The organism is Persicirhabdus sediminis (assembly GCF_016595495.1).
Lineage (GTDB): Bacteria > Verrucomicrobiota > Verrucomicrobiia > Verrucomicrobiales > Akkermansiaceae > Persicirhabdus > Persicirhabdus sediminis.
In genome coordinates this window covers 83283-95930 of the sequence record NZ_JAENIM010000042.1, presented here as the reverse complement: position 1 = coordinate 95930, position 12648 = coordinate 83283, and the positions used below count along the sequence as shown (strand labels likewise).

Annotated in this window: 10 protein-coding genes; 3 read left to right on the top strand and 7 right to left on the bottom strand. The window is 51.6% G+C overall.

The genetic code is table 11. From position 1 onward, the window contains the following. Positions 1 to 52: 52 nt before the first annotated feature. Positions 53 to 685 (top strand): hypothetical protein, encoded by a 633-nt coding sequence (locus tag JIN82_RS12705; protein ID WP_200312026.1) that lies wholly within the window; start codon positions 53 to 55, stop codon positions 683 to 685. A 101-nt stretch (positions 686 to 786) separates the two neighbouring features. Here JIN82_RS12705 and JIN82_RS12700 read toward each other — a convergent pair whose 3' ends face one another. The 5 genes from JIN82_RS12700 to JIN82_RS12680 all read right to left on the bottom strand — a co-directional run bounded on the left by JIN82_RS12700 (position 787) and on the right by JIN82_RS12680 (position 6369). Beyond that, positions 787 to 2946, bottom strand: coding sequence for an alpha-amylase family protein (locus JIN82_RS12700; protein ID WP_200312025.1), 2160 nt, complete (start codon positions 2944 to 2946; stop codon positions 787 to 789). 161 nt (positions 2947 to 3107) lie between these two features. Further along, positions 3108 to 3800 (bottom strand): SanA/YdcF family protein, encoded by a 693-nt coding sequence (locus JIN82_RS12695; protein ID WP_200312024.1) that lies wholly within the window; start codon positions 3798 to 3800, stop codon positions 3108 to 3110. After that, the gene (locus tag JIN82_RS12690) at positions 3800 to 4768 is read right to left on the bottom strand and encodes a diacylglycerol/lipid kinase family protein (protein WP_200312023.1); all 969 of its coding nucleotides are present in this window, start codon (positions 4766 to 4768) and stop codon (positions 3800 to 3802) included. The genes JIN82_RS12695 and JIN82_RS12690 overlap by 1 nt, the downstream gene beginning before the upstream one ends. A 21-nt stretch (positions 4769 to 4789) precedes the next feature. Next, positions 4790 to 5374, bottom strand: a complete 585-nt coding sequence (locus JIN82_RS12685; RefSeq protein ID WP_200312022.1) for a Maf family protein — start codon at positions 5372 to 5374, stop codon at positions 4790 to 4792. 305 nt (positions 5375 to 5679) lie between these two features. Next, entirely contained in the window at positions 5680 to 6369 is a 690-nt protein-coding gene (locus tag JIN82_RS12680; RefSeq protein WP_200312021.1) for a cupin domain-containing protein, read from the bottom strand. A 200-nt stretch (positions 6370 to 6569) separates the two neighbouring features. On the opposite strand from JIN82_RS12680, the gene JIN82_RS12675 reads away from it, so the two are divergent. Beyond that, entirely contained in the window at positions 6570 to 8978 is a 2409-nt protein-coding gene (locus tag JIN82_RS12675) for a heavy metal translocating P-type ATPase (protein ID WP_200312020.1), read from the top strand. A gap of 13 nt (positions 8979 to 8991) precedes the next feature. Next, a complete protein-coding gene (locus tag JIN82_RS12670) occupies positions 8992 to 9918 on the top strand; it encodes a helix-turn-helix domain-containing protein (protein ID WP_200312019.1) in 927 nt (308 codons plus the stop codon). A gap of 72 nt (positions 9919 to 9990) precedes the next feature. On the opposite strand, the gene JIN82_RS12665 is transcribed toward JIN82_RS12670, so the two are convergent. Together JIN82_RS12665 and JIN82_RS12660 are read right to left on the bottom strand one after the other, a co-directional pair. Further along, positions 9991 to 10416, bottom strand: coding sequence for a c-type cytochrome (locus tag JIN82_RS12665; RefSeq protein ID WP_200312018.1), 426 nt, complete (start codon positions 10414 to 10416; stop codon positions 9991 to 9993). Positions 10417 to 10497: 81 nt separating this feature from the next. Next, positions 10498 to 12486, bottom strand: a complete 1989-nt coding sequence (locus JIN82_RS12660; protein WP_200312017.1) for a DNA gyrase/topoisomerase IV subunit A — start codon at positions 12484 to 12486, stop codon at positions 10498 to 10500. Positions 12487 to 12648 lie beyond the last annotated feature (162 nt).

Genomic DNA, 12648 nt, shown 5'->3' with positions numbered 1-12648 from the left:
ACAAATGACCTTGGGTGGTTGTCAGCTGGGAGAAATTTGTTATAGCTGGGTTATGGAGTTTGGTTTTTGGGATTTTGTCATCTGGGCGCTGATTGCTTGTGCGGTGGTCTGGGTGATTTTGTTTGTGCTCATGGTGGTGGCCTTTTTCTGGTTCAAGAACTGGCTAGGGCGCGTGCTGCTCGGTGATGCGGAGGCCTTGGAAGCGCGTTATACCAAGTTGCTTGGCGGTGGTGTGGATGCGGATGCAGCGGTACGCCAGGTGATCCGCCAAGAGGCGAAGATCAGTGGCGTGCTTGGATTTGTGACAGGTTTTGGTGGTTTGCTGACTTTGCCTGTGGCGCTGCCGCTGGATGTCTTTGGTTCGATCCGCATTCAGACGCGGCTGGTGGAATTTCTGGCGCGCCGGCGCGGTGGCATTGAGACGGATACGGAAAATTTTAAACTGCAGCAATTTGCCATCATTTCGGGTGTGCAGTCAGCTGGAAAATTTGGTGCCAAGGCGGCGTTGAAGTTGGTGATGCGTTATTCACCGAAGTTGCTGCTGCAGGCAATTCCGGTGATTGGTGGGGTGATTGGCTACGCGGTGGATTACAGCTCTACACGTGCGCTCGGTTACGGCTTGTACGAGCGCTACCTGCAGAAACCACCATCACTGCCGCCAGCCATGCCAGCGCAGCTGGAGTGAGGCTAGCTAGCGCGACGGCTTAAAGATAAGGCAAAAAAAAGCACCCCACTGGCATGGCCAATGGAGTGCTGTAGATGAGGTTTAGATATTGTCGCTATCGATTACTTAGCAAATTCCAAGAGGAGGAACTCGCGGCTCTTGAGGTCGATTTTGAGCTCATCACCGTACTTCACAGTAGCTGGCAATGTTGATGCGCTTTGGTCGGTAACGATGGTGACTTTGTAGTCGCCTTTGACGTCTGGGCGCAGGCCCAGTTTTCTGTCTAGGGTGACGGTGTATGTCTGATCTTTGGAGCTTGGGTTGAGGACTGAGAAATAGCCACCGTCTTTGTTCCATGCTGAGTAGCCGTAAACACGACCAGTGATTTCAGTTTCCTGGCGCATTTGGCGGGAACGTGCCATGGCAGATAGAGTTGGGTCGATGTCACCAAATGGATCACCACCGTGCATGCGTACACCGCTGAAGTATTGGGCATTATTGTGGGCCCACTGGAGGCTGTCAGCAAGCACGTCCCAGTCTGCGTCTGAGAGCTTCATGGTTTTGAGGTAGAGCTCGATGAATACTGAGCCACGGCTCATGTGCATGAGCAGGTAGTCGCGGAATTCTTCTCTGCTTTCGCCAGTATCCGTTTTCTTTGGATCGTGGTTGAAAATTGAGCACATTGGGAACTGGGTATTTTCTTTCTCCCAGATCTCGTAGTAGATGCCATCGCGGTATCTCAGCTGAGGAAGGCGGTCAGATCCGCCGGCTGAATCTCCTGAGTTGATCAGCCAAATCACATCAATGTACTGCAACCACCACGGGCTGAGGTAAGCAGAGTTTGTAATAGCGATGAAGAGCTCAGGGTTCACTTCGCGCATCGCCTTGGTGGTCTCGATGAAGCGTGCTGTACCAGCTGAAACGTAGTACATCTTCAGCTCGTCAAATTCAGGAGTGTCGAGCTTAGGAGATCCTGGGGTGATGTCGTCGGTAAGCAGTCCTTCAAGGTTAGGAATTGGTACGCCGCGGTTAGGCTTAAGTTCAACGTTGCGAACTTTCAGGTGACCAAAGAGACCATCTAACTTGAAGTAGGTAACGCCTTGGGAAGCAAGGTCCACTAGTCGTTTTTCCAGCTCGTCCATGTATTTAGGGCCAGCTAGTGACATGGTCATGTCGAGACGCTCGTATCCTGCCTTTTCAAGAATTGGTGGCATTTTCTTAGCACCAAAAATACTGGCTGGGCTGAGCCATAAACCTAACTGAGATTCTTTGTCAGCTAGCAGCTTCTTCGTGGAGGCAAAGTCAGGGTCGAATTTGCTGTTAACTGGCCAGAATTGTTTGTTCCAGTCGCTAGCTGCTTTTTGAGATGAATCTTGCCAACCATCATCGATGACGTAGGCATTGAGTGGTTTCAGCTTACGCTTGTTAACCAGCTCTTCGTTGATCTTAGTGACCTTTTCCTCAAATGACTCACGGCTTACCCCGCGGCCGTCATCAAACCAGCTGTTATACTGGATTTGCACTCGGAGCGGCTGTGCGCGGATGTCGTCAATGTAGCTGAAGAATGCTTCTTGGATGAACTCACCGTCGTCGCCCACACCAAACACGGAAGGGTGAGTGGTTAGGCTCTGTTTTGGTTCTAGGGCAAATCCCCAGTAGTAAGCAGATGAGAGCTGCTCTGAGCTCACAGTATTTCTAGAAGCTGGGAATTCTACGCCAAAGAACATCGCTGATTTTTTAGTGTAGAGTGGCTGGCCAATGCCTGGGCTCCACTTGCCGGCGACGTTGATTTCGTGAATCTTGTACGGCTGATAGTTGTCTTTATTAGAAAATGACTCCAGCTCGATAACTTCTACCGTGACAGGTTTTTTGCCGCCATTAGTTAGCTTGAGTTGCTTGCGACCGTAGTGAGCAGCTGAGTCTAATGTGTAGCTAAGTTCAGCTTCCAGCTGAGTGCCAGGGTGCTGCAACGAGACGATAATATTTTCAGCACTCGCTTTTTTGATGTCGATGACTTTGAAGTCATTGGAGCTGAGCCAAGTGTCAGGTGCTTTGCTGGCGACGTCATCGCTGATGCGCAGGCGGAATTCGCTAACATCATTAAGCTTGAGAGTCTCCCCATTGATCTTATTGACGATGGCGGAGCTTTTGAAAGTATCTTCAATGGTGGAGAATTCGCGGCTGAGTTGGCCGTTTTCCAGCTTGATCGGCTCGCCAGCGCTGACTTGGCTGGCAGTAGCTGCGGTCAGAGCTAGCGTTGTGCAGGTGAGTTTGATGTTCATGTTTGAGAGCGTTATAATCGTTACAATTAATACGCGTGAAACATTTACAGCTTACCGTGCAAGCGGAATAGTTAAGTGGTTTAACACTAGTGAAGGTCTGTGTGAGTGCTCGTCCTAGCTAGAATTTTGAAGGTGTTAGTTTGTGGGTGGTAGTTAGCTGGCTAACTATCAATAGGTAAAGTCTCCAAGGGTCCAAGGTATTTTGGCGAGGTATTGAAAAATTGCACATCTAACCACATTTTGGTCCGTGCGAGAAATTCTCTGCGATCAGTATGGCGGGCGACTCGCCCGTGGACTCCAGCTGCATTGAAGCCTATTAAGTCAATATTGTGAGCTTGGGCAATGTAGGCGGACCTCTCGTTTTGGAATTGCTGTGAGATCACCGTGAAGGAATCCTGACCAAAGACTTTTTTTGCACGCACAATCGAGTCGAGTGTGCGCAGGCCAGCGTAGTCGCAGACAATTTTTTCAGCAGGCACGCCTTTTTCTATGAGCGCCTGCTTCATGTCAGCTGGCTCATCGTAATCGTGGCGGCTGTTGTCGCCAGATACAATCAGACAGTCTACTTTGCCTGCGTGATAGAGCTGGCTGGCGGCATCAATGCGGCGGATGAAATACTGGTTGTTACGTTGGCCAATTTTAGCTGAACAGCCGAGCACGACGCCGACTTGGCGGTGCGGGATGCTAGCGCTGTCGCTGTACAGTTTGCCCGCGCCAGCATTGGTGGCGAGCTCGTTGCAGCCGAGTAAAATCGAGCTGGCGATGAGCGTGGCACAGCCAGCTGCCATGGCGCCCGCGGCGAGGTAGAACTGCCAGTTGGCATGCGCGTTAGGTGAGATCTTCTTGTTGCTCATTAGCTGGTGATTTTGTTGTGCCGCGGTGATCGTTTGACGATCTCACGAATGATATTTTGTAGCCAATTTTCTTTCACGCAGCTAGGGGCCAATACGCGTAGTTTGCGTCCAGTTGGACAGAGTTTGAAGGTGCTGGCGCGGCCAGCATACTCGCCATCTACTTGTAGTGGCAGCTGCGCGTCACTCTCGATGGTGAAACTTTCTGATTGCAGGTAGGTGATGGATGATTTCTCGGTATCGAGCGCGCCTGTGGCTAGTCCTAACAGCGAGTCGCGGATGAATGGGATGCCGGAATGTTTGAAAATGAGGGCGTCTAGCAGGCCGTCATCATTGTCAGCTTTGCGGAACAATTTGACCTGACCGCCGTACAGCGATCCATTACCAGCTAGCATACAAACACCTTCTTCGACGCGGCCGTCGGCGCAGGTCACGGTGACCTTTGGCGGTTGTTGTCCCAGCACTCTGACGGCTGGGCCGAGGTAGGCAAATGGGCCAATTAGATTTTTTGATCCTGAGCTAGTTTCTTCTATCACCTTGGCATCAAAACCAACGCCAGCCATTTGCAGGAATGGTTTTTGGTTGGCTTCAAAGAGGTCCACCTCCCTAACGTTGCCATCTTGGATGATCTCTAATGCTTTTGATAGGCTGTTGTAGGGAATGCCTAGCTCGCGGGCAAAAACATTCATGGTTCCCGCTGGCAGCACACCGAGCACACAGCTGCTTCCAGCGAGCCCTTGGACGACGGCATTGAGTGTGCCATCACCACCGGCGGCACAGACGATGGGTTCGCCGTCGTTAGCTAATTTTTGAGCCAGCTGGCGCGCGTCGTCGACATCGCGAGTGGCGTAGAGGGCGAAACGCTGCGCGTTAGCCATGAGGAAGCGGAGTGTTTTCCTGCCTCGTTGGCTGCGGGCGTTAGGATTGAATAACAGAGGGATGCGGTTAGGCACGGGGATGGACGTCTCCATGGCGGCAGCTTGCCTCGAAATCTATCGGTGTTCAATACCGAATCTCTGCAATACAAACTCGAGGTACTTGATAGGGAGGCCGACGATATTTTGGAAGTCACCGCGGAATTCTTTAATGATCATTTCACCGCGTTCTTGTACGGCATATGATCCAGCTTTGTCCATGACGTTGACTTTGCTGATGTATTCTTCGATGGTTGCGAGATCGAGTTCCTTAAAGACGACTTCAGAGATGCAGTGGAAGCATTTCACCATGTTATCGGCGATGACGCAGACACCGGTACAAACTTGGTGAGTGCGGCCAGAGAGCTTTTGCAGGGTGGCAATGGCTTCTTCTCTGCTCGCTGGTTTGCCGAGCGGCTGGCCGTCGAGGCAGACTAAGGTGTCTGAACCAATGACACAGGCGTCGCGGTGATCTAGGGCAATGGCCTTGGCTTTAGCTTTGGCGTTGAGTTCGCACAGTTCTTCCAGTGGGATGGAGGCGTCGTGAATCTCTTCCGCCGGTGAGGGCATGATGGAAAAGTGGTAGCCAGCTTCAGCTAGGATCTCGCGTCGCCGAGGCGATGCAGATGCTAGAATTAGTTTGGTCTGAAGTTGTAAAGCCATGTATGTTATGGAATAGCTGGAATCATCTAATCGTCAAGGGTTTCCTGTGTGGACTGACAGGAAAACTTTAGATAAACGATTTGGTTGATGCTGGCGTGGCGGCTGAATGACAAAAGAGACATGGTGGTTTTGGGGGTGATTGATCTTTCAGCGGGCGAGATCTCTCTGAATTGGTCAGACTTGTTACTCGTATTAGTCAAAGTTTACTTCTTGGCAAGAAGGATCTGCTAGTTGGGCGAGACAAAAAATACCGCGATCCAGCTAGCTGGATCGCGGCGCTTATGAAAATGTCTGACGATTCTAGCTTAGTTCATTTTAGGATCTGAGCGTCTGACGGCAGCGCCATCAGCGTAGTTAGCGACTTCGGTAATGATGGCACCTTCAGGGCCAGCCATTTGCCAGTGGCGTGAGAGGATTTCAGCGAGGTCGGTGAAGCTGCCGGGCTCACCTTTGACGATGTGCTTGGCGGAAACTTTGCCATCCCAGTGGATCTGTGGGATTTTGACTTCAGGGAAATCAGCCATGTTGTCTTCGCCAATGCCGGCGATGTAGCTGATGCCGTTTCTAACTAGCCAGCCTTCGCGTTTGGCTGGAGTTTCTTCACCATCGACGTGCCAGTGTTCGGCGAGCATTTGGTTGGGAAGGAGGAAAATATCCAGCAGCATGTATTGGTTGACCTGATGGTTGGCGTACATGATGCCTGAAAGTCCAACTTCGGCAAATCGGCCAGCTTTGTAGTCCATGACAAAGATGCGCTCTCTGATACCATCAAAAATGGGATAGTTGTGATATTTGAGCAGGGCCATGATGGCGTCTTTGGCTTTTTCTTCCTGAAACTCACCAGCGTCATTATAGAAGTATTCATTGGCGAACTCGATGGATGGTTTTTGCTCACTGGTGGCAGCTGGTTCGGCTGCGCTCGTTGGTGTGGCTAGACCACTGAGCATGAGTGAGGCGGTCAGTGCTATTGCGGACAAGGGCTTGATTGCGAACATGATGTGAAAGTGCGCCTAATTCTCTCGATGTCAAAGAGATGGCATGATTTAAATTAATAGTTCAAATGAACGATTGAAATGAATTTGGCGCTCAGGGCGGGTTTTGTATACGGTTGCAGGGGGATCTTGGTTTCATAAGTAATCTGCGCTAGAAACTAATTAAATAAGAAGTGCGGAAAAAATAGTGAAATGGACGCAGTATGCTTGCCAATGAGGACGTTTTGCCTATGGTGCCGCGCATGGCGCTCTGCCCACATTGCAGCACAGAATTCACGCCAACGGCGGAGGATGAAACCTTTTGCTGTAAGGGTTGCGAGTTCGTGTATCAGCTGATCCACGACGAAGGCTTGGATCAATTTTACCAGCTGAAGCAGGGGATTTCGAGCACGCCGGTTAATAATCAGCCGTTTGCACCGCAAGATTACGCCTGGCTGGAGGAACGCGTGGCCGCTGCAGAGAGTGATGCGGCACACGAAAAGGCGTCGCAGGATTTTTCCGTGCAAGGTTTGTCATGCATCGGATGTGTGTGGCTGATTGAAAAATTATTTTTGCGAGTTGATGGCGCGCTGCGGGCGGATGTTTTCCCCAGCTCTGGCAAGGTGAAGCTGCTGTGGAGCAAGGGAGCGTGTGATTTGCTGGCCTTTGCTAAGGAGATGCAAAGTTTTGGTTACCAGCTGGGATTGCCGCATGCGGCTAGAGGCATGGTGGCTGAATCTTTGGGTGGCCGCGTCGGGCTGTGTGGTGCTTTTGCGATGAATGCGATGGTTTTCTCGCTGCCGAAGTACCTAGATATGCCAGCTGATTTTGAGTTTGCGCGTATTTTTGAGCTGATCACTTTTTTATCGGCCACTTTGGCGATGTTGATTGGTGGATCGTGGTTTATTCGCCGCGCAGTGATTAGCCTGCGGGCGGGCAATTTGCACATGGATTTGCCAATTGCGCTGGGCATTGTGACCGCTTATACGGGGTCGATTATTGGTTGGTTTGTCGACCACCACCGGTTGATTTATTTTGATTTTGTAGCGACTTTTATCTTTCTGATGATGATTGGCCGTTATCTGCAGACAGCGGCGGCGGAAAAGAACCGCAATCGCCTGATGGAGCAGTCGCCGATCCCGCTGACGGTAAAAAGCGGTGACGCGATGCTGGCGCTTGAGGAGCTGAAAAAGGATCATCGATTTGTCCTGCTAGCTGGCCAGACGAATCCGGTAAAATCATTGCTGCAGAATGAACGAGCTACGGTTTCCCTAGAGTGGATTAATGGTGAGGCTGAGCCAGTGGAGCTACAAGCGGGGGCATCTGTGCCTGCGGGAGCGATTTCGCTGAGCCAACACGAACTGGATTTGCGCGCGCAAGAACCGTGGGCTGAGTCGATGTTGCAGCGCTTGGTCAATGCGAGCCCAGCGGATTCTCGATCACCGCGTTTGGAGAAGATTTTGAAGGTGTATTTGTTGGCGGTTTTGCTGATTGGTATTTCTGGCGGCCTGTGGTGGAGCTGGTACGATTCTGTTTTGCATGGCCTGCAGGTGATGATTTCGGTTTTTGTGATTTCCTGCCCGTGTGCGCTGGGCGTGGCGGTGCCGATGGCTGACGAGCTAGCTGGTGCGCACATGCGTCGCTTGGGTGTTTTCATTCGCCGCAGAGATTTTTGGCCGCGCTTGCATGCCATCCAGCACATTGCTTTTGATAAAACAGGCACTCTAACTCGCGAGCGACCTGAGTTGCTCGAGGCCGACAAGCTGCAGAGATTACAGCAGAATGAACGCGAGGCGCTGGCTAGACTGTGCTCGCAGTCGTACCATCCATTATCACGCTCAATTCTTGAGGCTATGGGAGCGCACGGGCAGTCGTATTTGCGTGATAATGAACAAACAGAAGAGGTGCCTGCGCTAGGTATACGAATGAATGACGCCAATAGCTCCCTATGGTCACTCGGTAGAAGTGGCTGGGACGGGCAAGTCGATGAATTGCCTGCTGGTGATCAGGAAAGTTCATTGCGTCCGCATTGTGAATTGCGGCATGAAGGCCAGCTCGTTGAGCGCTTCGAGTTTGAAGAGTCACTAAGACCATCCGCCGAGCGAACCTTAGGGGTGCTGCGCAAGTGGGGCATGAAATTGCATATCTTTTCTGGCGATAGATCTGACAAGGTGAGCCACGCCGCTGAGATGCTAGGCATCCAGCCAGAGTACGCCTACGCGGGGCTCAACCCTACGCAGAAGGCCGAAAAAGTACGCCAGCTAGATGGCGGCGTGCTGTATTTAGGAGACGGAGCCAATGATACACTAGCTTTTGAAGCAGCTACTGTGAATGGTTCTCCAGCTACTGGAAGTGGGCTGGTTGAGTCGATTGCCGATTTTTATTTCTTAGCCACTGGGCTGAGGTTTTTAGAGAATTTGTTTGTTGTGTCGAAACTACGCAAGAGGGCTGTGATGACAGCCTTCACTTTTGCGTTGGTTTATAACTTATGTGCGGTGGTGGTGTGCTTACTAGGCCACATGACCCCGCTCTTGGCCGCCGTGCTGATGCCATTGAGCTCAGTTGTGACATTATTGATTGTTACCATCGCCTTGAAGCAGCGAGGGGTTGCCAAAATAACTAATTCAGCCTAGTTTACTAACGCTTATGTCGAATACCGCAGCTGAGAGTACAAAGGAGGAGCTTAAATCGAAGCTCTTTGAACGTCTTAGGGACTCAGAACAAATGCAATCTTACAAAGATGCATTTCGTTCCGCAACGGGCTTGCCCTTGCGCTTGAAGAGCTTTGACCCGAGTGATTGGGGATTGAGATCTCATCACCGCAACCAGAGTGAATTTTGTGAGCGTATCAACGCTTGTGAGGAAGCTTGCCAAGCATGCCGAGAGTGTAACGTCGATCTGATGAAACGCTCTGAGGTAGAAGGACCATCATCATGTAAGTGCTTTGCTGGCATGATGGCGACTGCCATTCCTGTTTATCTAGGACCACAGGTGATCGCCTACTTGAAAACTGGTCAAGTTTTCCAACGCACGCCAACCGAGGCTGATTTCAACGAAACTCTTGGGAAGTTTGGAAAAAACCCATTCAACGAAGAAGAAACTGCCAAGCTGCGTGAGACCTATCTGCAGACGCAGGCGATAGATCCTGAGCGCTACAATAGCATTGTCCAGCTGCTCGGTCACTTCGCTAAAGAGCTAACTCGCCTAGCTGATGAGCTGGCAGTGGCTTCATCCAACAGTGAGCCGCAAGCGATCACTCGCGCGCGTAAGTTCATCCACTCTAACCTAGATCAAGTTCTCCACCTAGCTACTGTAGCTAGAGAGGCTGGCATGAGTGAGTCTCACTTCTGCCGTAAGTTTAAGGATGCCACTGGTATGACTTTCACTAACTACGTGAACTATGCTCGTATCATGTGGGCAAAGAAGGAACTCCTGAAGCCTAACGCACGCATCTCTGAAGTGGCGTATCAGGTGGGCTTCCAGTCACTATCACAGTTTAACCGTAGCTTCTCCAAGCTGATGGAAATGTCTCCAAGCGCCTATCGCCAGGAGAACATCAAAAAAGAAGCATAGGGAAACCTAGCAGCGTCTAGCTGGCTCCAGCTAGATGCTAGACAAATTTGGCTAGAGCCGTGACTTGATGGGTCACGGCTCTTGTTTTTTCTCTGCTGCTAGAGCGCGCCGCAGCTGGATCATTTTCACGTCTAACTTCACTTTGCTCTGCGGGTACCAGCTGGCGTAGATGTAGCGCAGCAGGTCGAGAATTTCCGCATTCTCAAGCGGCACGGGAAGCATCAGCCCGGTGTAGTTCTGACCGTCGAGCACTAGCTGGCCTTCGTTGCCGGCGAGTATCGAGTCGATGATGCGGTCGGCGGATTTGGCAAAAGTAGCTGAGCCAGCTAGATGGGGAAATACTTCTGGCACGCCGGTACCGTCGTCCATGTGGCACTCGAGACATTCTTGCTGGTAGATTTTTTCACCGCGAGCAATGGATGTGTCCAGCTCGTCGGCCACGCACCAGCTGGCGGCTAGGCCAGCTAGGAGCAGTTGGCATGTTGCCCATTTTAGCATGAAATGAATATGCCGCTAGATGGCTCTAGCGGCAATGGTTTTTCTCAATCTGTGAGAGAGGTTTATTTCCAGCTGGCTGGATTATTCGCTTTTGGGTGCGCGCACGATGCGGTCGACCGGTTGTTTGCTAACGATGTTGCCTTTGACGCTGCGACCTTTGATGGCGATGTCTTCCCACTTGAATGTGCGGTCGAGGTTGCGCAGGCGCAGTAGTGGTTTGAGGTGAACGATGACTTCGTTATCGTTGCTGTCTTGCTCGCTGTCGTGCACGGCAAAGTAGAGAATTCGCGACCCTGGGGAGCCCAGTGTAAGGTCGTATTCTTTGTCGCGGGTGACGCCGCCCATGCGGAAGCGTTTGGCGTACACGGTGCCTTGGCGACCGTCACGGTACATCACGGAGAAGATTTTCTCTTCGTCTTTGCGGAAGATGTTGAAGTAGACTGGGCGCTGGCCAACAAAGGCTTTCTCTGAAATTTTAGAAACTGTGACTTTGCCTGTAGGCAGCATGGTGATGATGTCATCCATGCGTGAGCATTTGTCGATGGATTCTTCCTTTTTCAGACCCCAGCCAGCAAAGCCATTTTTGCGGTCGAGGAAAAGTGTCTCGGTAGCGGCGGCGACTTGCGTGCGCTTGACCACGGAGAACTCGGTGATCTCGGTGCGGCGCTCGCGTCCTTTGCCGTACTTTTTCTGCAAACTCTTGAAGTAGTTGATGGCAAAGCGGGTGAGGCTGCGCAGGTTTTTCTCAACCTGATCGATATCATTTTCCAGCGCTTTGATGATGGAGTCGGCCTTGAAGCTGTCGAATTTAGAGATGCGTTTGATGCGGATCTCAGTGAGGCGCACGATGTCGTCCTCGGTGACTTCGCGCTTGAGCTTTTTCTTGTGAGGTTCGAGGCCGGTGTCGATGGCTTCGATGACGGCTTCCCATGTCTCACATTCTTCGATGTCGCGGTAGATGCGGTTTTCGATGAAAATTTTCTCCAATGAGCTGAAGTGCCATTTTTCCATCAGCTCAGCGAGACGGATTTCCAGCTCGATGCGGAGTAATTCCTTGGTCTCTTCGGCGCTGGCCTTGAGGATCTCGCTGACGCCCATGAATTTGGGTTTGTCGCCGGTGATGACGCCGGCATTGGGGGAGATGCTGAGTTCGCAATCAGTGAAGGCGTAGAGCGCTTCGCGGATGGTTTCGGCGTCGGTGCCAGCTGGCAGGTGGACAAGAATTTCCGCTTTGGCGGCGGTATTGTCCTCCACGCGGGCGATCTTGATTTTGTTTTTCTCGTTGGCTGAGACGATGCTGTCGATGAGTCCGCCAGTGGTGGTGGCAAATGGAATCTCGTCGATACGCAGAAGCTTGGCTGAAGCTACCTCGATGCGCGCACGAACGCGGATTTTGCTGCCGCGTGAACGCAGGCCGTCGCGGTAGTCGCTGGCGTCCATGAGCCCGCCAGTTGGGAAGTCGGGCACGATGTTGATTGGCTGGTTGCGCAGTGCGGCGATGCAGGCGTCAATCAGCTCGTTAAAGTTGTGCGGGAGGATTTTACAGGCCAATCCCACGGCGATGCCTTCTACCCCTTGAGCAAGCAGTAGTGGAAACTTCATCGGCAGGGTGACGGGCTCTTTGTTGCGGCCGTCGTAGCTGCGTGTCCATTTGGTGGTTTTTGGGTTGAAGGCAACCTCAAGCGCAAAGGGGGTGAGGCGGGCTTCAATGTATCGTGGCGCCGCAGCTGGGTCGCCAGTGAGTGTATTTCCCCAGTTACCCTGGGTATCAATGAGAAGGTCTTTTTGCCCCAGCTGGACCATGGCATCACCAATCGATGCGTCACCGTGTGGGTGGTATTTCATGGTATTGCCCACCACGTTGGCCACCTTGTTATAGCGACCGTCATCGAGCTCTTTCATGGAGTGCAAGATGCGTCGTTGAACGGGCTTCAAACCGTCACCCAAATGAGGCACGGCGCGCTCTAAAATAACATAACTTGCGTAGTCCAAAAAGTAGTCGGAGTACATCTCACCGAGGCTCTCCTCGTACACTTCTTCTTCGATCTCGTTGATGGGCTCGTCTGGCATGATAACTCGCATGAGTTAAGCATTTTCGCGATTCTTGGCAAGTCCTGAAATCGCATGCATTGCCATAGCTACGGGCAAGGCGGAAAATGTACTCTGGTTAGAAAGATCTTACAGATTAGTTTAAGGTAAATGGAAAAAGTTATTGACGATCAAGCAGATAAA

Coding starts and splice junctions, on each gene's coding strand:
- JIN82_RS12680 (WP_200312021.1), bottom strand. CDS start 6,369: ATGTTCGCAATCAAGCCCTTGTCCGCAATAGCACTGACCGCCTCACTC.
- JIN82_RS12685 (WP_200312022.1), bottom strand. CDS start 5,374: ATGGCTTTACAACTTCAGACCAAACTAATTCTAGCATCTGCATCGCCT.
- JIN82_RS12665 (WP_200312018.1), bottom strand. CDS start 10,416: ATGCTAAAATGGGCAACATGCCAACTGCTCCTAGCTGGCCTAGCCGCC.
- JIN82_RS12690 (WP_200312023.1), bottom strand. CDS start 4,768: ATGGAGACGTCCATCCCCGTGCCTAACCGCATCCCTCTGTTATTCAAT.
- JIN82_RS12695 (WP_200312024.1), bottom strand. CDS start 3,800: ATGAGCAACAAGAAGATCTCACCTAACGCGCATGCCAACTGGCAGTTC.
- JIN82_RS12675 (WP_200312020.1), top strand. CDS start 6,570: ATGCTTGCCAATGAGGACGTTTTGCCTATGGTGCCGCGCATGGCGCTC.
- JIN82_RS12660 (WP_200312017.1), bottom strand. CDS start 12,486: ATGCCAGACGAGCCCATCAACGAGATCGAAGAAGAAGTGTACGAGGAG.
- JIN82_RS12670 (WP_200312019.1), top strand. CDS start 8,992: ATGTCGAATACCGCAGCTGAGAGTACAAAGGAGGAGCTTAAATCGAAG.
- JIN82_RS12700 (WP_200312025.1), bottom strand. CDS start 2,946: ATGAACATCAAACTCACCTGCACAACGCTAGCTCTGACCGCAGCTACT.
- JIN82_RS12705 (WP_200312026.1), top strand. CDS start 53: ATGGAGTTTGGTTTTTGGGATTTTGTCATCTGGGCGCTGATTGCTTGT.